A 20,608-nucleotide genomic window follows, 5' to 3' on the forward strand; every position below is an offset into this window, starting at 1 on the left:
GAGGTCGTGGTATGGATGACGGATGGCTGGCCGCTGTATGAATCCCGCCTGAAGGGAAAGCTGCACGTAATCAGCAAGCGTTACACTCAGCGAATTGAGCGGCATAACCTGAATCTGAGACAACATCTGGCAAGGCTGGGACGGAAGTCACTGTCGTTCTCAAAATCGGTGGAGCTGCATGACAAAGTCATCGGGCATTATCTGAACATAAAACACTATCAATAAGTTGGAGTCATTACCTTCTTAGTGAAGAAGAAGTGAGTTACTATAAAAAATCGCTCATATCCCAGGAAGGAAGCATAAAAAAAGGTGCGCCAGGAGACGCACCAGTTGTTGCAAAATCAGCACTGTGGGGCGTAATTACCCCTTGCCTTTTACACTGCTGATAAAGGTGGAACGGGCAGATGTCGATCCCAGGCGTTCAGCTTCATCAAGCAGTTTTAACGCCTTATCAACATCACCTTTCGCGACAGCGTTTTTGATCGCGGTATTAAAATAACTTTCCGTGTCGTTGAGCATCGGCTCGCTTTTCTTCACCGGTGCCGGAGCGGGTGCAGCCACAGCTGGTGCCGCCGTGTTACCTACCGTAACCGGAGCTGGAGCGGAAGAACCAAATAAAGGTCCTACCAACACGCTGGAGCTGGAGTTCGTTTTCACTTTCAGTTTCAGTAAGCCATCGGTGGTATGACGAGCAACCGGATCGGGGATATCCGGGATCGAGTTACCGACGCCCTTGGCATAGGCTTTAGCCGGGTCGAGCAGTTGGGTCGTCTGCTGGAGATCTTTTTCCGTGGTAAAGACCAGAACATAAAGTTTTTGCTGCCCCAATGCCGGTGTCAGGCGCATAACGCCTTCCAGCCGATCTGCACTCATCACGCCTGGTTCCTGGTAGGTGAAATAACTGCTGGGGAAGAAGGCTGATGGGGTCATGTTCTGATCAAGAATCAGCACGTTCGGCGCAAAAACGCTGGTTTGTTTGTTCACTTCGCTGGTCAGCGTCAGGGTCAGTTCGCCAATGTTTGCCGGGACGCTGTACGCAGCAACCGGACCACTGATGCCGGGAACGTTCAGTTGTTGGCCGCCGGTCGCCAGTTGGGTGGTCTGGGTTTTAGATTGATCGACCGGTGTCCAGGTGAGTTGTTGCAGCGCAGCAGATGGAATGGCTGGCGCGTCGCTGGTGTTTTGCGGTACGTAGTTAACATCGGCAAGGCTAATTCCAGGCGCGCTTGCCAGTAACCCTGCTGATAAACAGAGGACGATGAGACTTTTATTCATTTTCATTGTTTTCACCTCAAAATCTGGAGCTCAGCGGTAGCCAGGCAATAGCGCGCTAAACCCGATAATCAGAGGGGCTTTCGCCCCTTTCAGATAATGACAACCTGTTTTTATGCCGGATGCGGCGTAAACGCCTTATCCGGCCTACATTTGACAGCCGTTGTAGGCCTGATAAGACGCGCAAGCGTCGCATCAGGCGTTGGTTGCCGAATGCGGCGTAAACGCCTTATCCGGCCCAGGTTTTGCTATTACCACCAGATTTCCATCTGGGCACCGAAGGTCCACTCGTCGCTGTCGCCACGACCGAAGCTGCCGCCGTTGAAATCAGCAGGAACGGCTTTGCCGAAGTTCGCGTTGTTATCAGCGTTACCGGTGTAGTCGTAACCCCATTTCTCATCCCACTTGGCGTAGGTTGCGAAGACACGAATAGCCGGGCGTGACCAGATGCTGTCGCCAGCCTGCCATTGTTGTGCGAGGGTAATTTTGTACTGATTGTTCTTGTCGCCGGTGCGCTGGGATTCGACGTTGTCGTAGCCGATTTCCATCACGGTGCTCATGATTGGCGTCCACTTGTACATCGGGCGAATACCGACGGTCCACCACTTGGTGCCGTTGTCGTTATCCCAGTTGATATCCTGGTACATACCCACGTACATCATGTCCCAGTTGTCGCCCATGGAGATCGCACCGTGGTCGAGGATACGCAGCATGTGACCGTTGTTGTTGATATTGTAGGCAAATTTTTCGTTATCAAATGCAACGCCAGAACCCTGCGACAGCCCTTTACCCTGCGAGGTCATCGAGTCAGTAGCGTACTGAACAACAAACTTGTTAAAGCCCTTCAGGACACTCTGAGTATGTTCAGCAGTGAATAACCAGCCGTCTTTCGATGCGCCATCAACCAGACGATAGTTATCACGCAAGTTGGCACGACCGTAGTCGACACCCAGTTCTAATGTGCCGCCCGGGTTGATTTCCATCTGCGCTAAACGCACATCGAAAACGTCGTTCGCGGTTTCGTTGGTATAGTCATAAATATTGTTGCTGGCGAAAGAGGAAGAACCACCAGCTTCAGAGGAGCGGGTTGCTGCCAGAGAGAGTTTACCGAAGCCAACATCGATGTTTTCCAGACCGGCACCAGGACCAGAAATATCCCAGTAGTAGAAGTCGATCATATGAACGTCATGACGTTGGTAGAAGCGCTTACCTGCCCAGATGGTGGAGCCTGGCAGCCATTCGATCAGGTTTTTACCCTGCACGTTTGCTTCACGGAAGGCCGGATCGGTAGCTTCCCAGTCATTCTGTTGTGCGACGGAATAGGCCACGTTAGTGTCGAAATAGAAGCTCTTATCGCCCTCTTTCCACACTTCCTGACCCAATTTTAATTCAGCATAAGTTTCACATTCGTTGCCAAGACGGTATTTACTTTGAGCACCGGTAGTCTGGAAACACTGTTGTTCACCGCCGCTACCTGTCCAACCAATACCGGAACGTGCATAGCCGTGGAAATCAACAGCCATTGCCTGAGCAGACATTACGCCCGCTGCGACGGCAACCGCCAGAGGAAGTTTGCGCAGAGTAATCATCATTCTATCTCCTGAGTCATTGCTTTTCTTTTTTCACATCACCTGTGACAGGCTTTGTGTGTTTTGTGGGGTGCTTAAACGCCCGGCTCCTTATGCAGTCGACGACATGCAGTGCCATCCTCACGGAACAGATGGCAACGCTCTGGCGGCAGGCCGATAGCGAATGTGGCACCTTCTTCTACCAACACCACGTCGTTCTGGCGGTACACCAGGTTTTGACGAATGGAAGGGATCTGGATATGGATTTGAGTTTCGTTGCCGAGTTGCTCGACGACCTGAACTTCACCCTCAAGGATGACGTCAGCGATATCACTCGGCAGTAGATGTTCCGGGCGAATACCCAGCGACATATTGGCTCCAACCTGGACATCACGGCTTTCAACTGGCAGCCAGACTTGCTGACGATTTGGCATCGGCAGCTCCACCTGCACTTGATCGATTGCGGTGGCGGTCACTTTTACCGGCAGGAAGTTCATCTTTGGCGAACCGATAAATCCGGCGACAAAACGGTCTGCCGGATAGTGGTACAGCTCCAGCGGTTTCCCAACCTGCGCCACGCGACCGGCGTCCAGCACCACGATTTTGTCGGCCAGCGTCATCGCTTCGACCTGATCGTGGGTGACGTAAATCATTGTGCGGCCCAGGCGTTTATGCAGACGGGAGATTTCGATACGCATTTGCACACGCAGTGCAGCATCGAGGTTGGAGAGCGGTTCATCGAGCAAAAATACGCTTGGCTCGGCCACCAGCGTACGGCCAATCGCCACACGCTGACGCTGACCACCGGAGAGCGCTTTCGGTTTGCGATCCAGCAAATGCGCCAGTTGTAGCACTTCCGCCACCTGGTTAACGCGTTGGTTAATCACCTCTTTTTTTGCGCCAGCCAGTTTCAGGCCAAATGACATGTTTTCTGCTACTGACAGGTGGGGATAGAGCGCGTAAGACTGAAACACCATACCAACGCCGCGTTCTGCTGGCGGAGTGTCATTCATCCGTTTCTCACCGATGAACAGGTCGCCGCTGGTGATCGTCTCAAGCCCGGCAATCATGCGCAGTAAAGTCGATTTACCGCAGCCAGACGGTCCGACAAACACCACGAATTCACCTTCATGGATATCGAGATTGATATCTTTCGATACCACGACCTCGCCCCAGGCTTTCGTTACATTTTGCAGCTGTACGCTCGCCATGCCCTTCTCCCTTTGTAACAACCTGTCATCGACAGCAACATTCATGATGGGCTGACTATGCGTCATCAGGAGATGGCTTAAATCCTCCACCCCCTGGCTTTTTTATGGGGGAGGAGGCGGGAGGATGAGAATACGGCTTCTGTGAACTAAACCGAGGTCATGTAAGGAATTTCGTGATGTTGCTTGCAAAAATCGTGGCGATTTTATGTGCGCATCTCCACATTACCGCCAATTCTGTAACAGAGATCACACAAAGCGACGGTGGGGCGTAGGGGCAAGGAGGATGGAAAGAGGTTGCCGTATAAAGAAACTAGAGTCCGTTTAGGTGTTTTCACGAGCACTTCACCAACAAGGACCATAGATTATGAAAATAAAAACAGGTGCACGCATCCTCGCATTATCCGCATTAACGACGATGATGTTTTCCGCCTCGGCTCTCGCCAAAATCGAAGAAGGTAAACTGGTAATCTGGATTAACGGCGATAAAGGCTATAACGGTCTCGCTGAAGTCGGTAAGAAATTCGAGAAAGATACCGGAATTAAAGTCACCGTTGAGCATCCGGATAAACTGGAAGAGAAATTCCCACAGGTTGCGGCAACTGGCGATGGCCCTGACATTATCTTCTGGGCACACGACCGCTTTGGTGGCTACGCTCAATCTGGCCTGTTGGCTGAAATCACCCCGGACAAAGCGTTCCAGGACAAGCTGTATCCGTTTACCTGGGATGCCGTACGTTACAACGGCAAGCTGATTGCTTACCCGATCGCTGTTGAAGCGTTATCGCTGATTTATAACAAAGATCTGCTGCCGAACCCGCCAAAAACCTGGGAAGAGATCCCGGCGCTGGATAAAGAACTGAAAGCGAAAGGTAAGAGCGCGCTGATGTTCAACCTGCAAGAACCGTACTTCACCTGGCCGCTGATTGCTGCTGACGGGGGTTATGCGTTCAAGTATGAAAACGGCAAGTACGACATTAAAGACGTGGGCGTGGATAACGCTGGCGCGAAAGCGGGTCTGACCTTCCTGGTTGACCTGATTAAAAACAAACACATGAATGCAGACACCGATTACTCCATCGCAGAAGCTGCCTTTAATAAAGGCGAAACAGCGATGACCATCAACGGCCCGTGGGCATGGTCCAACATCGACACCAGCAAAGTGAATTATGGTGTAACGGTACTGCCGACCTTCAAGGGTCAACCATCCAAACCGTTCGTTGGCGTGCTGAGCGCAGGTATTAACGCCGCCAGTCCGAACAAAGAGCTGGCGAAAGAGTTCCTCGAAAACTATCTGCTGACTGATGAAGGTCTGGAAGCGGTTAATAAAGACAAACCGCTGGGTGCCGTAGCGCTGAAGTCTTACGAGGAAGAGTTGGCGAAAGATCCACGTATTGCCGCCACCATGGAAAACGCCCAGAAAGGTGAAATCATGCCGAACATCCCGCAGATGTCCGCTTTCTGGTATGCCGTGCGTACTGCGGTGATCAACGCCGCCAGCGGTCGTCAGACTGTCGATGAAGCCCTGAAAGACGCGCAGACTCGTATCACCAAGTAATGCTGTGAAATGCCGGATGCGGCGTGAACGCCTTGTCCGGCCTACAAAACCGAAACGTATGTAGGCCTGATAAGACGCGTCAGCGTCGCATCAGGCAGTTGTTGTCGGATAAGGCGTGAAAGCCTTATCCGTCCTGGAATGAGGAAGAACCCCATGGATGTCATTAAAAAGAAACATTGGTGGCAAAGCGACGCGCTGAAATGGTCAGTGCTAGGTCTGCTCGGCCTGCTGGTGGGTTACCTTGTTGTTTTAATGTACGCACAAGGGGAATACCTGTTCGCCATTACCACGCTGATATTGAGTTCAGCGGGGCTGTATATTTTCGCCAATCGTAAAGCCTACGCCTGGCGCTATGTTTACCCGGGAATGGCTGGAATGGGATTATTCGTCCTCTTCCCTCTGGTCTGCACCATCGCCATTGCCTTCACCAACTACAGCAGCACTAACCAGCTGACTTTTGAACGTGCGCAGGAAGTGTTGTTAGATCGCTCCTGGCAAGCAGGCAAAACCTATAACTTTGGTCTTTACCCGGCGGGCGATGAGTGGCAACTGGCGCTCAGCGACGGCGAAACCGGCAAAAATTACCTCTCCGACGCTTTTAAATTTGGCGGCGAGCAAAAACTGCAACTGAAAGAAACGACCGCCCAGCCCGAAGGCGAACGCGCGAATCTGCGCGTGATTACCCAGAATCGTCAGGCGCTGAGTGACATTACCGCCATTCTGCCGGATGGCAACAAAGTGATGATGAGCTCCCTGCGCCAGTTTTCTGGCACGCAGCCGCTCTACACACTCGACGGTGACGGCACGTTGACGAATAATCAGAGCGGCGTGAAATATCGTCCGAATAACCAAATTGGCTTTTACCAGTCCATTACCGCCGACGGCAACTGGGGTGATGAAAAGCTAAGCCCCGGTTACACCGTGACCACCGGCTGGAAAAACTTTACCCGCGTCTTTACCGACGAAGGCATTCAGAAACCGTTCCTCGCCATTTTCGTCTGGACCGTGGTGTTCTCGCTGATCACTGTCTTTTTAACGGTGGCGGTCGGCATGGTTCTGGCGTGTCTGGTGCAGTGGGAAGCGTTGCGCGGCAAAGCGGTCTATCGCGTCCTGCTGATTCTGCCCTACGCGGTGCCATCGTTCATTTCAATCTTGATTTTCAAAGGGTTGTTTAACCAGAGCTTCGGTGAAATCAACATGATGTTGAGCGCGCTGTTTGGCGTGAAGCCCGCCTGGTTCAGCGATCCGACCACCGCCCGCACGATGCTAATTATCGTCAATACCTGGCTGGGTTATCCGTACATGATGATCCTCTGCATGGGCTTGCTGAAAGCGATTCCGGACGATTTGTATGAAGCCTCAGCAATGGATGGCGCAGGTCCGTTCCAGAACTTCTTTAAGATTACGCTGCCGCTGCTGATTAAACCGCTGACGCCGCTGATGATCGCCAGCTTCGCCTTTAACTTTAACAACTTCGTGCTGATTCAACTGTTAACCAACGGCGGCCCGGATCGTCTTGGCACGACCACGCCAGCCGGTTATACCGACCTGCTTGTTAACTACACCTACCGCATCGCTTTTGAAGGCGGCGGGGGTCAGGACTTCGGTCTGGCGGCAGCAATTGCCACGCTGATCTTCCTGCTGGTGGGTGCGCTGGCGATAGTGAACCTGAAAGCCACGCGAATGAAGTTTGATTAAGGGAGATAACAAAAATGGCAATGGTCCAACCGAAATCGCAAAAAGCTCGTTTATTTATTACTCACCTGCTACTGCTACTTTTTATCGCAGCGATTATGTTCCCGCTGCTGATGGTCGTCGCTATCTCGCTGCGTCAGGGAAACTTTGCGACCGGCAGCCTGATCCCGGAGCAAATCTCCTGGGATCACTGGAAACTGGCGTTAGGTTTTAGCGTTGAACAGGCTGATGGTCGCATTACGCCACCGCCATTCCCGGTACTGCTGTGGCTGTGGAACTCGGTAAAGGTCGCCGGGATTTCCGCGATTGGCATTGTGGCGCTCTCCACCACCTGCGCCTACGCTTTCGCCCGTATGCGCTTTCCAGGCAAAGCGACGCTGCTGAAAGGAATGCTGATTTTCCAGATGTTCCCGGCAGTACTTTCACTGGTCGCGTTGTATGCGTTGTTTGATCGTCTGGGTGAGTACATTCCATTCATTGGCCTGAATACTCACGGCGGCGTAATTTTCGCGTATCTGGGTGGGATTGCGCTGCATGTCTGGACCATCAAAGGCTATTTCGAAACCATCGACAGTTCGCTGGAAGAAGCTGCTGCGCTGGATGGTGCGACACCGTGGCAGGCCTTCCGCCTTGTCCTGTTGCCGCTGTCAGTACCGATTCTGGCGGTGGTATTCATCCTGTCGTTTATCGCTGCCATTACTGAAGTTCCGGTCGCGTCGCTGTTACTGCGTGACGTAAACAGCTACACCCTGGCCGTGGGGATGCAGCAATACCTCAACCCGCAAAACTACCTGTGGGGTGACTTTGCCGCCGCTGCCGTGATGTCTGCATTACCGATCACCATCGTCTTCTTGCTGGCTCAACGCTGGCTGGTCAACGGCCTGACGGCAGGTGGTGTGAAAGGTTAAAGATGTTGTTCTGCCAATGTTATGCCGCTGCACCCTCAACTTACGTTATCCCAACTTGTGACTGTTATTCGGCGCTCCACGGAGCGCCTTTTTTTCTTTCGTCTGCAATCTGAATCGTTCGCCGGTTAATATTTCCATCATAGAGCTTATTATTTTTACGTTATTTGTTTTCCCACTTACGATAATTCTCTTTCGTGCTCTGAGTCACGGCAATAGTATTGTTTTTATCAATTTTGGATAATTATCACAATTAAGATCACAGAAAAGACATTACGTAAACGCATTGTAAAAAATGATAATTGCCTTAACTGCCTGACAATTCCAACATCAATGCACTGATAAAAGATCAGAATGGTCTAAGGCAGGTCTGAATGAATACCCAGTATAATTCCAGTTATATATTTTCGATTACCTTAGTCGCTACATTAGGTGGTTTATTATTTGGCTACGACACCGCCGTTATTTCCGGTACTGTTGAGTCACTCAATACCGTCTTTGTTGCTCCACAAAACTTAAGTGAATCCGCTGCCAACTCCCTGTTAGGGTTTTGCGTGGCCAGCGCTCTGATTGGTTGCATCATCGGCGGTGCCCTCGGTGGTTATTGCAGTAACCGCTTCGGTCGTCGTGATTCACTTAAGATTGCTGCTGTCCTGTTTTTTATTTCTGGTGTAGGTTCTGCCTGGCCAGAACTTGGTTTTACCTCTATAAACCCGGACAACACAGTGCCTGTTTATCTGGCAGGTTATGTCCCGGAATTTGTTATTTATCGCATTATTGGCGGTATTGGCGTTGGTTTAGCCTCAATGCTCTCGCCAATGTATATTGCGGAACTGGCTCCAGCTCATATTCGCGGGAAACTGGTCTCTTTTAACCAGTTTGCGATTATTTTCGGGCAACTTTTAGTTTACTGCGTAAACTATTTTATTGCCCGTTCCGGTGATGCCAGCTGGCTGAATACTGACGGCTGGCGTTATATGTTTGCCTCGGAATGTATCCCTGCACTGCTGTTCTTAATGCTGCTGTATACCGTGCCAGAAAGTCCTCGCTGGCTGATGTCGCGCGGCAAGCAAGAACAGGCGGAAGGTATCCTGCGCAAAATTATGGGCAACACGCTTGCAACTCAGGCAGTACAGGAAATTAAACACTCCCTGGATCATGGCCGCAAAACCGGTGGTCGTCTGCTGATGTTTGGCGTGGGCGTGATTGTAATCGGCGTAATGCTCTCCATCTTCCAGCAATTTGTCGGCATCAATGTGGTGCTGTACTACGCGCCGGAAGTGTTCAAAACGCTGGGGGCCAGCACGGATATCGCGCTGTTGCAGACCATTATTGTCGGAGTTATCAACCTCACCTTCACCGTTCTGGCAATTATGACGGTGGATAAATTTGGTCGTAAGCCACTGCAAATTATCGGCGCACTCGGAATGGCAATCGGTATGTTTAGCCTCGGTACCGCGTTTTACACTCAGGCACCGGGTATTGTGGCGCTACTGTCGATGCTGTTCTATGTTGCCGCCTTTGCCATGTCCTGGGGTCCGGTATGCTGGGTACTGCTGTCGGAAATCTTCCCGAATGCTATTCGTGGTAAAGCGCTGGCAATCGCGGTGGCGGCCCAGTGGCTGGCGAACTACTTCGTCTCCTGGACCTTCCCGATGATGGACAAAAACTCCTGGCTGGTGGCCCATTTCCACAACGGTTTCTCCTACTGGATTTACGGTTGTATGGGCGTTCTGGCAGCACTGTTTATGTGGAAATTTGTCCCGGAAACCAAAGGTAAAACCCTTGAGGAGCTGGAAGCGCTCTGGGAACCGGAAACGAAGAAAACACAACAAACTGCTACGCTGTAATCTTCCTGTCCAGCACGCCGCGCCATTTCGGCGTGCTGACTTTTTACTCCCGCTTCAGCCGTTTCGAATTACACAGCCACAGGGTGATCACCAGTAACAGGATCGCAGCCGAGTAGATCAACACATCCAGTGGCGATTTATGATCGACGATGATCAAGCGCACAATGGCGGTGATCCCAATATAGACAAAGTAACGTAGCGGGAAGTGAAAACCGGACTGAAAGTACTTCACAATCAGCGCGATAAATTCGAAATAGAGAAAGTAAACCACCAGTCCTTCTACCAGCTCATATTTGCTGGTTTGTTCTGGCGCGAACAGCACATCAGCCAGATGCACCGTTTCTTTGCCGAGGAAGACAACCAAAATCAGGCCGAGGCACAGCAGGCCAAGATTGAGTACGGTCTGCAAAATGGTGGAGATAAACTCCACGCGCGGACGAGAGAGTGACGTCATAGCAGTACCTCCTTCACAGTGGCGAGCTTCCTGTATAACGCAAAAATGTGACGGAGATCTATATTTTTTGTGTATGTTTTGTTCAACCTGGATTTGGAGCGCGCCTCCACCAAAGCCGGATATACCTACCCGTAGGCCGGATAAGCCGCGCCTGGCGGCGCATCCGGCAAGACAAACCGCACCAAAGCCGGTAATTCAAAAATCACCCATTCAGGTGATTCCCAGCCACCAGCAATGCGCGAAAAATCGACAATGTTCCTCTGGAACAAATGAAACGTAACCTGATAAAGGTGGTAAAAATGAAGCCTTATTTTGCTGCTTTGATGTTATCAGTCTCTGTTCTTCCTGCTTATGCTGGTCCGCTCGGTACTGCTGATAAAGCCGACCTACCGCAAAGCAATGTCTCCAGCCCAATGATGGCCCAGTCGCTCAGGCAACCAGACCTGCAACCGATATCGACGGACAGGAAGACAGAATGTTTTCGCCTTTACACACCAGATCGCAAACCGGGGGTGAACTGCGTTCCTGATGGCTCAACAGGCCATTAAGAATGAGGGTGCCAGTGATTGCGAAAACTGGCACCTTTCCCATGACTTAGCGGAAATTGACGCTACGGTCGCTGGTCATGTCATACAACTGGAACTTACGCCCAAGTTGTTGACCACCGTCACGCGTCAGCGGTGTCCAGCCAATCGCCGCACGGCTGCGTGTCGGGCCAGACGAGAAGAGATCCAACGGTACCGAGACATACACGCCTTTGGTGAAGTCCCCTTCGCCGTACTCCTCTTTCGAAACATTAGTGATCGTGGCATAGCCACCCACCACCACGCCGCTATCAAAGCGTTTGGCGATCTCCAGCGTGCCGCCTTTATCCCCTGCCAGATACTGCCCGACGCTGGCTTTAACTAACACATCCTGAGCGAAAGATGGCGTCCAGTAGGCGGTCAGATGTCCGGTTTTCACGCTGTAGTCGGTGAATTTCATCATATCTTTTGCACTACGCCAGTCGCGCTGTTTAACGTAGTTGGCATCCAGACCAAACGCCCAGTTGCTGTCCAGCGGGCGATACAACACTTCTGCCCCCGCACCGCCAAACATGGTTTCGAGATAACCACCGTAGACCTGACCGTAGAAGCCGTTGCCCAGATGCTGGAAGTAGTTGGCTTGCAGGTTATTCACATAGACATCGTTCTGCACATACTCGCGCACATGGGTACGCACGCGCGGTAAGTGCGAGTCCTGCGGAGGATTAGTGTAGTTAAACTTGTCGTAGTTGTTGGCAAGATTTGCAAACAGGCTGCCGGTGGTCAGCAGATGGTCCGTCAGCCACAAATCTGCCGTTCCCATCACGCCCAGCTGATACATGTAAAAGTTTTCCGGGCCACCGACCGACTGGTTCAGCACCGGATCGATATGGAAATCAAAGCGTGATTTGTCGATATACCAGCCCTGCTCGGTGGACTGCGGAACCACTGGCTCGACGCGTTTTTGCGCCAGCGTCGTTTCGTGGCCCAACGGCTCTCCGGCGAGATGATTTTTCAGGCTGGCGACATCGGTTTCCGTCGTCGCCTGCGGCATGTTAAGGCGATTTTCCGTAATGCGGATCGTTTTGATCCCATCCGGCAGATCGTTCATCACGATCCGATTCGCACGGATGATCCCTTCGCGCGAATCACGATATTTCACCTGCTCGCCGGTAACATACAGCGTATCGCCTTTCGCCTGGATCTGTGGATCGGCAAGTCCGGCATTGTATTTCAACAGCGTTAACTGATTCGCCACCACCGAATGCTGCAAAATGGCATCCTGCGGCTGCGGTTGATATTGCGGGCGGGCGTTATCGTTGTAAGACGGGCGCAGATCGTTAAAGTTGGTGCGCAACGTAACGCCAAACATAAAGGTGTTGCCACGTTCATAGCTAAGGTTAACGTCGGCCCAATCGGTAACGCGATAAATCGCACCGACGTTAAACTTACTTTTTTGCTCCAGCTTCCCGGCAAAATCCTGCTGATAATTATTGCCTTCATACTCCAGTTTCAGGCGCAGCGGTTGCCAGGGCGTCTGGTATTCCACGCCGCCAAACAGTGAGGCAGGACCGTGGAACATCTGGCTACCGTCGATAGATCCCGCCTGTTTGTAGCTGTTATCGCGATAGCAATATTTATCACTGGCTGAACAGAGCGGATTTTTCACATTACCGCTGGTGCCCAAATATCCCCAGCCCAGGCCGAGCGTAAAATCGAACGGCCCCCAGGCTTTGCTGGCAACAAGATATTCCGCATCAAACAGCCCCGTACCGCCGATATCCCGCGCACCAACCGCCACTTGCGGCAGCCAGTAACTCTCTTCCCACAAACGCAGTTTGAGATCGAAGGCTTTATCTTTATACGTTTGATCGCCAGAGAACGCTTCGACGCTGCTGTACTGCCGGGTGCGCACGTCGGTGTAGCGCAGCGTTGTTTCCAGCCACGGGAAGAGTTGCACTGAAGCTGAGTAATAACGGTACTGATCGTTATCGCGATAGTTCAGGCTCAACTCCCCTTCCCGCGCCATGCGTGCGGTGGGCGTTTGTAATAATCCTACGCCACCGAAATCCGACTGCGACGGGCCAATGGGCGCAGGATATGTTTCGCCGTAGCAAGCCATGCTAATGCCCAGCGCCAGTAAGCTAAGCAGATGTCTTTTTTTCATTATTGAGGTATCCGCTGCGTCAGAGTCTGAAGAATGTCGGCGTTAAGGGCATCAGGCGTCTCACTCCAGACGGAGTCCGCGAGGCCAACATAAATAATGCTGCCGGGCATCGGCTCTACGTGACGCTTGTTCCAGTAAGCCACCGGCGCTTTTTGCGTGCGTCCGTCCGGGTAAACCACCCACGCGTAGCTGCGATCCGCACCGCTGAGCAGGCTCTGGTCAGAGAGATAGCTCGCCACGTCGCGACCTGGAGTGAATGGCTGCTTGCCAGGACGGCTGATAAGCCCGAACAACGTGACCGTGGACGGCGGTGGTCCGACCCACAGCGTGTAGTTGCCCTGCAACGGCGGGTTACCGCGTTCGGCAACGCGGACGATATCGGGATCAAGATTGATTTTTTGCCTGCCCGTCACTTTCAACGCCTGAATTTGCTGGCGTAAGGCGTTAATCGCAGCGGCATCGTCGGCGCTGGAATCTGCGCCCTGTTCTGCCAGCCGTGTCAGCAACGCCTGCTGCTGACGCAATGCTGCCGCCGTTGCCAGCTCTTCGCTAATCACCGCACCGGGCCACCAGCTGTTTGCCAGCCGCGGTTGGCCTACCAGATCGATTAAATGCTCTGCGCCCGTTAGCGTTTTGGCCTCACTGCTGCCATTGCTGAACACCTTGACGGTTCCTGCCGCGAAGACCGATGACGCTCCCACACTCAAAAGCAACGCGACAATAGTTTGTTTAATCATTGTTTTGCCGCCTTGATGAGAGTGGTTTTCACCGGAAAATAATCCGCGCCGAGATACTGTTCCGACTGGCGAATTTGCCCTTCGCTGTCGATCCAATAGCGGTTATGCCAGCGCGCCTGGTCGGTGGAGACTTCTTCGTCCAGCACGCGAACCGGGGTTTCATCGCTGCCGACTTTGACGGTATCGGTGCCATCCCATTTGAAGACTGATCGTGCGGTGGCGTAGCGTACCTGCTTATACTCGGTCCAGCCCATCGTGCGCGTCCAGGTTGCACCATCAATGATTTGTGCGGGTTTAATCAGCGGGTCGGCGGCAAGGTTATTCACTTCAATCAGGTTGTCGCCGCCAAGCAAAGTCTTCACCAGACGACCATGTTGTGTGACGAGAGTGGCTTGATCCTGAGTGACCCATTTTTGTTGTCCGTCTTCAGCGAAGGCCAGCACCACAAACAATTGCGGCCCGCCATTAAGCTGCATGTACTGGCTGGCGTAGGGCATATTTTGAATATCATCGTCCGTCAGCTGTACGCCTGGCGTGCCGAACAGACTGTCCCACAGTGAATTGCCCAGCTCTTTAGTCGTGGCTGAACAGGCCTGTAATAACAGGCAGATAAGAATGAGTGCAGGTCGCTTCACGACTCTTCTCCAGAGGGGCAGAATAACCACACCGGAGTGTGGTTATGGTTAATCCCCTTCATATTTCAAGCCACAGATGCGATGACTCGAATTATTTTGGGGATACATACTTTATTACTGGGTACTGGTGGTTGTGGTTGTGGTGGTCCCGGTATTAGAACCATCACCGCCACCGGTTGCCGCGAGCGCGACACCCACCGCCGAGCTTACGGTGCTGACGCTGGTCGCGGAGGAACTCCCCGCCGAAACCGACGTTGCTGCCGACCCTGCCGCTTCGCCCACCTGTACAGGTGCAGCCCACGCAGAAGTCGCCGCAAGCGCAGATATGGCAAAAATGCCATACAGAACTTTTTTCATAACAATTTCCCTTCATTGAATGAATGGAGATTTACCCAAAAACATTTCGGGCGGGATCGAGTATACACAACTAAAGCATGCGAATTACGGCGCGGGGAATTAGCGATGGTGTTTTAGGATAATTGGAATGAATATCAAATATAAGTTTCAACTTATATTTAAATAACAATAAAAATCATAAACTTAAAATAAAAACAAAAGTAATTAATCTGCGTATTTTCCGAAATAAACAACGATTAAAAATCTATTTTAGGATTAACCTCACGGTATGATTTCCGTTAAATCACAGACAAGGGGATTTATCTGATAAAAAAATGCCGACATAACGTCGGCATTGTTATTAAGGTTATTTAATCAATCGTGCTATGTATTAATTGCCGAATACGATGTACATATCGGCATCGACCTGTAGGCCTGATAAGACGCGACCGCGTCGCATCAGGCATCGGTTGCCGGATGCGGCGTGAACGCCTTATCCGGCCTACATAGCGGCATCAGGCATGAACGATGATTAACCGCGCCACGCTTTATAGCGGTTAATCAGACCATTGGTCGAGCTATCGTGGCTGCTGATTTCTTTATCATCTTTCAGCTCTGGCAGAATACGGTTTGCCAGTTGTTTACCCAGCTCCACGCCCCACTGGTCGAAGGTGAAGATGTTCAGGATCACGCCCTGAGTAAAGATTTTGTGCTCATACAGCGCAATCAACGCCCCCAGGCTGAACGGAGTGATTTCGCGCAGCAGGATGGAGTTGGTCGGGCGGTTACCTTCGAACACTTTGAACGGCACCACGTAGTCAAGCGTTGCCGGATCTTTACCCTGATCGCGATATTCCTGCTCAACCACTTCACGGGATTTACCAAACGCCAGCGCTTCGGTCTGGGCGAAGAAGTTAGACAGCAGTTTCTGGTGGTGATCAGAGAGCGGGTTATGGGTGATAGCCGGGGCGATGAAATCGCACGGTACCATTTTGGTTCCCTGGTGGATCAGCTGGTAGAACGCGTGCTGACCGTTAGTGCCTGGTTCACCCCAGATAATCGGGCCAGTCTGGTAATCCACAACGTTACCGTTACGGTCAACATACTTACCGTTGGACTCCATATTGCCCTGCTGGAAGTACGCCGCGAAACGGTGCATATACTGGTCATACGGCAGAATCGCTTCAGTTTCCGCACCAAAGAAATTGTTGTACCAGATGCCAATCAGCGCCAGCAGTACAGGCAGGTTTTTCTCGGCAGGCGTGGTGGAGAAATGCTTGTCCATCGCGTGTGCGCCAGAAAGCAGTTCAACGAAGTTATCAAAGCCGATGGAGAGAACAATCGACAGGCCAATCGCTGACCACAAAGAGTAACGGCCGCCAACCCAGTCCCAGAACTCGAACATGTTGGCAGTATCAATACCAAACTCGCCAACGGCTTTGGCATTGGTGGAGAGCGCAGCGAAGTGTTTCGCAACGTGTTTTTCATCACCTGCCGCTTTCAGGAACCAGTCACGCGCGCTATGGGCGTTGGTCATGGTTTCCTGAGTGGTGAAGGTTTTAGATGCTACCAGGAACAGCGTGGTTTCCGGGTTTACTTTTTTCAGCACTTCAGCGATGTGAGTCCCATCGACGTTAGAAACAAAGTGCATGTTCAGGTGGTTTTTGTACGGACGCAGTGCTTCGGTCACCATGTATGGGCCGAGGTCAGAACCGCCGATCCCGATGTTCACTACGTCAGTGATTGCTTTGCCGGTATAACCTTTCCACTCACCGGAAATAATCGCTTCTGAGAAGGTTTTCATCTTCTCCAGCACCGCGTTGACTTCCGGCATTACGTCTTTGCCATCAACCAAAATCGGGGTATTGCTACGGTTACGCAGCGCTACGTGCAGCACGGCGCGGTTTTCAGTGCGGTTGATCTTCTCGCCAGAGAACATCGACTTAATCGCGCCCGCCAGATCGCACTCTTTCGCCAGATCCTGTAATTTCGCCAGCGTCTCTTCGGTGATGCGGTTTTTGGAGTAATCCACCAGCATCTGATCGTCGAATGTTGCGGAGAACTTAGAAAAACGATCGCCGTCTTTAGCAAAAAGATCGGCGATCGTAACGTCTTTCATTTCATCGAAGTGTTTCTGTAGTGCCTGCCAGGCAGCGGTCTGCGTTGGATTGATGTTTTTCATTAGCAATACTCTTCTGATTTTGAGAATTGTGACTTTGGAAGATTGTAGCGCCAGTCACAGAAAAATGTGATGGTTTTAGTGCCGTTAGCGTAATGTTGAGTGTAAACCCTTAGCGCAGTGAAGCATTTATTAGCTGAACTACTGACCGCCAGGAGTGGATGAAAAATCCGCATGACCCCGTCGTTGACAACCGCCCCGCTCACCCTTTATTTATAAATGTACTACCTGCGCTAGCGCAGGCCAGAAGAGGCGCGTTGCCCAAGTAACGGTGTTGGAGGAGCCAGTCCTGTGATAACACCTGAGGGGGTGCATCGCCGAGGTGATTGAACGGCTGGCCACGTTCATCATCGGCTACAGGGGCTGAATCCCCTGGGTTGTCACCAGAAGCGTTCGCAGTCGGGCGTTTCGCAAGTGGTGGAGCACTTCTGGGTGAAAATAGTAGCGAAGTATCGCTCTGCGCCCACCCGTCTTCCGCTCTTCCCTTGTGCCAAGGCTGAAAATGGATCCCCTGACACGAGGTAGTTATGTCTGAAATTGTTGTCTCCAAATTTGGCGGTACCAGCGTAGCTGATTTTGACGCCATGAACCGCAGCGCTGATATTGTGCTTTCTGATGCCAACGTGCGTTTAGTAGTCCTCTCGGCTTCTGCTGGTATCACTAATCTGCTGGTCGCTTTAGCGGAAGGGCTGGAACCTGGCGAGCGATTCGAAAAACTCGACGCTATTCGCAACATCCAGTTTGCCATTCTGGAACGTCTGCGTTACCCGAACGTTATCCGTGAAGAGATTGAACGTCTGCTGGAGAACATTACTGTTCTGGCAGAAGCGGCGGCGCTGGCAACGTCTCCGGCGCTGACAGATGAGCTGGTCAGCCACGGCGAGCTGATGTCGACCCTGCTGTTTGTTGAGATCCTGCGCGAACGCGATGTTCAGGCACAGTGGTTTGATGTACGTAAAGTGATGCGTACCAACGACCGATTTGGTCGTGCAGAGCCAGATGTAGCCGCGCTGGCGGAACTGGCCGCGCTGCAGCTGCTCCCACGCCTCAATGACGGCTTAGTGATCACCCAGGGATTTATCGGTAGCGAAAATAAAGGTCGTACAACGACGCTTGGCCGTGGAGGCAGCGATTATACGGCAGCCTTGCTGGCGGAGGCTTTACACGCATCTCGTGTTGATATCTGGACCGACGTCCCGGGCATCTACACCACCGATCCACGCGTGGTTTCCGCAGCAAAACGCATTGATGAAATCGCGTTTGCCGAAGCGGCAGAGATGGCAACTTTTGGTGCAAAAGTACTGCATCCAGCAACGTTGCTCCCCGCAGTACGCAGCGATATCCCGGTCTTTGTCGGCTCCAGCAAAGACTCACGCGCAGGTGGTACGCTGGTGTGCAATAAAACTGAAAATCCGCCGCTGTTCCGCGCGCTGGCGCTTCGTCGCAATCAGACTCTACTCACTTTGCACAGCCTGAATATGCTGCATTCTCGCGGTTTCCTCGCGGAAGTTTTCGGCATCCTCGCGCGGCATAATATTTCGGTAGACTTAATCACCACGTCAGAAGTGAGCGTGGCATTAACCCTTGATACCACCGGTTCAACCTCCACTGGCGATACGTTGCTGACGCAATCTCTGCTGATGGAGCTTTCCGCACTGTGTCGGGTGGAGGTGGAAGAAGGTCTGGCGCTGGTCGCGTTGATTGGCAATGACCTGTCAAAAGCCTGCGGCGTTGGCAAAGAGGTATTCGGCGTACTGGAACCGTTCAACATTCGCATGATTTGTTATGGCGCATCCAGCCATAACCTGTGCTTCCTGGTGCCCGGCGAAGATGCCGAGCAGGTGGTGCAAAAACTGCATAGTAATTTGTTTGAGTAAATACTGTATGGCCTGGAAGCTATATTTCGGGCCGTATTGATTTTCTTGTCACTATGCTCATCAATAAACGAGCCTGTACTCTGTTAACCAGCGTCTTTATCGGAGAATAATTGCCTTTAATTTTTTTATCTGCATCTCTAATTAATTATCGAAAGAGATAAATAGTTAAGAGAAGGCAAAATGAATATTATCAGTTCTGCTCGCAAACGAATTCCCGTACACTGAACTCTCTGGCTCACTGAGGGCACCATCATGGCACTCCCCCGTATTACCCAAAAAGAGATGACTGAACGCGAGCAGCGTGAACTTAAAACACTGCTGGATCGGGCGCGGATTGCGCATGGTCGCGTATTGACCAACTCCGAAACCAACAGCATTAAGAAAGATTACATCGATAAATTAATGGTTGAGCGTGAGGCTGAAGCGAAAAAAGCCCGCCAGTTGAAGAAAAAGCAGGCTTATAAACCGGATCCTGAAGCGTCATTTAGCTGGTCAGCAAATACGTCGACGCGCGGCAGGCGCTAATCCACAATCAACGCCTGAGATTTTCACTCGTCAGTGTGAACACAATTTTCCCCTCACCCTAACCCTTTTCCCGAAGGGGCGAGGGGACTGTCCGGGCACTTTTGGGCCGTTTTCATCAGTCTGAGGCGTTAATCAGCGCCCCTTCTTTTTACGCCCCGGCGAGGTAAAACGCTTACCGTTGGACGCCGGGCGACCGCCTTTTTCCGCCGTTTTTTCCATCTTAACGACTGGACGTTTGATGCCCGCTGTTTTCGGTTTGGCCTTCACTTTAGGTTTTGCCTCGGAAGAGGAATTTTCGATGAGCTTAAAGAGGTCGATTAACTCATCATCAGTTAAATCGCGCCACTCACCCAGCGGAATGCCGCTTAAACTGACGTTCATAATGCGCGTACGTTCCAGCTTTTTCACTTCGTAACCAAAGTGCTCGCACATGCGACGGATCTGACGGTTCAGCCCCTGCACCAGGGTAATGCGGAAGACAAACGGCGCTTCTTTTTTGACTTTACACTTTTTAGTCACTGTCCCGAGGATTGGCACCCCCGCCCCCATACCACGAATAAATTCATCGGTAATCGGTTTATCGACCGTAACCAGATACTCTTTCTCATGATCGTTACCCGCACGGAGGATCTTATTCACCAGATCGCCGTGATTGGTGAGGAAAATCAGCCCCTGGGAGTCTTTATCCAGGCGGCCAATCGGGAACACGCGTTTGCTGTGGTTAACGAAATCGACAATGTTATCGCGCTCGCCATCTTCGGTGGTGCTGACAATACCGACGGGCTTGTTCAGGGCGATAAGTACCAAATCTTCGGCTTCCCGAGGCTCAATCAACTGACCGTTTACTTTCACAACGTCGCCGGGTTTCACCTGATCGCCAATGGTGGCTCGCTTGCCATTAAGGAACACATTGCCTTGCTCGATATAGCGATCCGCTTCGCGGCGTGAGCAAATTCCGCTTTCGCTGATGTATTTATTTAAACGGACTGATGAGTCGGGCAGCATAAATTCTCCTGTAAAAAACGGAATATACCGTACCTTTGGGTTGATAAAAAATAGTCATGAGCGAACTATTTGTTATTTCCATTGGCTTGAATTCGTTACCTGCTCAAATCACT

19 protein-coding genes, 1 pseudogene and 1 riboswitch are annotated in these 20,608 nt (G+C 51.7%); of the genes and pseudogenes, 9 read left to right on the plus strand and 11 right to left on the minus strand.

What is annotated here, in order from left to right; translation table 11 throughout:
* Nucleotides 1–225, plus strand: a 225-nt coding sequence (locus K0778_RS19105) for an IS1 family transposase (RefSeq protein ID WP_024169623.1), incomplete at its 5' end; no start/stop codon positions are given.
* A 135-nt stretch (nt 226–360) separates the two neighbouring features.
* Here the strand turns inward: K0778_RS19105 and malM are convergent.
* Nucleotides 361–1,281 (minus strand): maltose operon protein MalM, encoded by a 921-nt coding sequence (gene malM, locus K0778_RS19110; protein WP_001326641.1) that lies wholly within the window; start codon nt 1,279–1,281, stop codon nt 361–363.
* A 108-nt stretch (nt 1,282–1,389) separates the two neighbouring features.
* Here malM and K0778_RS28625 point away from each other — a divergent pair.
* Nucleotides 1,390–1,510: pseudogene (locus tag K0778_RS28625) on the plus strand (hypothetical protein); the annotation flags it as partial.
* Nucleotides 1,511–1,523: 13 nt separating this feature from the next.
* Here the strand turns inward: K0778_RS28625 and lamB are convergent.
* Nucleotides 1,524–2,864 (minus strand): maltoporin LamB, encoded by a 1,341-nt coding sequence (lamB, locus tag K0778_RS19115; protein ID WP_000973663.1) that lies wholly within the window; start codon nt 2,862–2,864, stop codon nt 1,524–1,526.
* A 71-nt stretch (nt 2,865–2,935) separates the two neighbouring features.
* On the minus strand, nt 2,936–4,051 hold the full coding sequence (gene malK, locus K0778_RS19120; protein ID WP_000179165.1) for a maltose/maltodextrin ABC transporter ATP-binding protein MalK: 1,116 nt from the start codon (nt 4,049–4,051) through the stop codon (nt 2,936–2,938).
* 364 nt (nt 4,052–4,415) lie between these two features.
* On the opposite strand from malK, the gene malE reads away from it, so the two are divergent.
* The 4 genes from malE to xylE all read left to right on the plus strand — a co-directional run bounded on the left by malE (nt 4,416) and on the right by xylE (nt 10,056).
* Nucleotides 4,416–5,606, plus strand: a complete 1,191-nt coding sequence (gene malE / locus K0778_RS19125) for a maltose/maltodextrin ABC transporter substrate-binding protein MalE (protein ID WP_000695387.1) — start codon at nt 4,416–4,418, stop codon at nt 5,604–5,606.
* Nucleotides 5,607–5,759: 153 nt separating this feature from the next.
* A complete protein-coding gene (malF, locus tag K0778_RS19130) occupies nt 5,760–7,304 on the plus strand; it encodes a maltose ABC transporter permease MalF (RefSeq protein WP_001297290.1) in 1,545 nt (514 codons plus the stop codon).
* 14 nt (nt 7,305–7,318) lie between these two features.
* A complete protein-coding gene (gene malG / locus K0778_RS19135; protein ID WP_001252058.1) occupies nt 7,319–8,209 on the plus strand; it encodes a maltose ABC transporter permease MalG in 891 nt (296 codons plus the stop codon).
* A 371-nt stretch (nt 8,210–8,580) separates the two neighbouring features.
* Complete coding sequence (xylE, locus tag K0778_RS19140; RefSeq protein WP_001097274.1) at nt 8,581–10,056, plus strand: D-xylose transporter XylE; 1,476 nt, start codon at nt 8,581–8,583, stop codon at nt 10,054–10,056.
* A 43-nt stretch (nt 10,057–10,099) separates the two neighbouring features.
* Here the strand turns inward: xylE and psiE are convergent, their stop codons facing one another.
* Nucleotides 10,100–10,510, minus strand: a complete 411-nt coding sequence (gene psiE / locus K0778_RS19145; RefSeq protein ID WP_000202902.1) for a phosphate-starvation-inducible protein PsiE — start codon at nt 10,508–10,510, stop codon at nt 10,100–10,102.
* Nucleotides 10,511–10,635: 125 nt separating this feature from the next.
* Nucleotides 10,636–10,779 (minus strand): hypothetical protein, encoded by a 144-nt coding sequence (locus K0778_RS19150; protein ID WP_000487766.1) that lies wholly within the window; start codon nt 10,777–10,779, stop codon nt 10,636–10,638.
* Here K0778_RS19150 and K0778_RS19155 point away from each other — a divergent pair, their 5' ends adjacent.
* Nucleotides 10,780–11,058, plus strand: coding sequence for a periplasmic protein (locus tag K0778_RS19155; RefSeq protein WP_001295279.1), 279 nt, complete (start codon nt 10,780–10,782; stop codon nt 11,056–11,058).
* Nucleotides 11,059–11,104: 46 nt separating this feature from the next.
* On the opposite strand, the gene K0778_RS19160 is transcribed toward K0778_RS19155, so the two are convergent.
* The 5 genes from K0778_RS19160 to pgi all read right to left on the minus strand — a co-directional run bounded on the left by K0778_RS19160 (nt 11,105) and on the right by pgi (nt 17,091).
* Nucleotides 11,105–13,201: a YjbH domain-containing protein gene (locus tag K0778_RS19160; RefSeq protein WP_000745706.1), complete on the minus strand. Its 2,097-nt coding sequence runs from the start codon at nt 13,199–13,201 to the stop codon at nt 11,105–11,107.
* On the minus strand, nt 13,201–13,938 hold the full coding sequence (locus tag K0778_RS19165; RefSeq protein ID WP_000595558.1) for a capsule biosynthesis GfcC family protein: 738 nt from the start codon (nt 13,936–13,938) through the stop codon (nt 13,201–13,203). Before K0778_RS19165 ends, K0778_RS19160 begins: the two co-directional genes overlap by 1 nt.
* Entirely contained in the window at nt 13,935–14,573 is a 639-nt protein-coding gene (locus tag K0778_RS19170; protein WP_001619011.1) for a YjbF family lipoprotein, read from the minus strand. Before K0778_RS19170 ends, K0778_RS19165 begins: the two co-directional genes overlap by 4 nt.
* A 114-nt stretch (nt 14,574–14,687) precedes the next feature.
* A complete protein-coding gene (gene yjbE / locus K0778_RS19175; RefSeq protein ID WP_000757333.1) occupies nt 14,688–14,930 on the minus strand; it encodes an exopolysaccharide production protein YjbE in 243 nt (80 codons plus the stop codon).
* Nucleotides 14,931–15,441: 511 nt separating this feature from the next.
* A complete protein-coding gene (gene pgi, locus K0778_RS19180; protein WP_000789986.1) occupies nt 15,442–17,091 on the minus strand; it encodes a glucose-6-phosphate isomerase in 1,650 nt (549 codons plus the stop codon).
* A gap of 236 nt (nt 17,092–17,327) precedes the next feature.
* Nucleotides 17,328–17,524: riboswitch (Lysine riboswitch) on the plus strand.
* Between the two features lie 91 nt (nt 17,525–17,615).
* Here pgi and lysC point away from each other — a divergent pair.
* Nucleotides 17,616–18,965, plus strand: a complete 1,350-nt coding sequence (gene lysC / locus K0778_RS19185; RefSeq protein ID WP_001290318.1) for a lysine-sensitive aspartokinase 3 — start codon at nt 17,616–17,618, stop codon at nt 18,963–18,965.
* Nucleotides 18,966–19,217: 252 nt separating this feature from the next.
* Nucleotides 19,218–19,490: a DUF3811 domain-containing protein gene (locus K0778_RS19190; RefSeq protein ID WP_001207634.1), complete on the plus strand. Its 273-nt coding sequence runs from the start codon at nt 19,218–19,220 to the stop codon at nt 19,488–19,490.
* Between the two features lie 132 nt (nt 19,491–19,622).
* Here the strand turns inward: K0778_RS19190 and rluF are convergent, their stop codons facing one another.
* Complete coding sequence (gene rluF, locus K0778_RS19195; protein WP_000936370.1) at nt 19,623–20,495, minus strand: 23S rRNA pseudouridine(2604) synthase RluF; 873 nt, start codon at nt 20,493–20,495, stop codon at nt 19,623–19,625.
* Nucleotides 20,496–20,608: the final 113 nt, after the last annotated feature.

The organism is Escherichia sp. XD33, assembly GCF_019375075.1.
Lineage (GTDB): Bacteria > Pseudomonadota > Gammaproteobacteria > Enterobacterales > Enterobacteriaceae > Enterobacter > Enterobacter flexneri_A.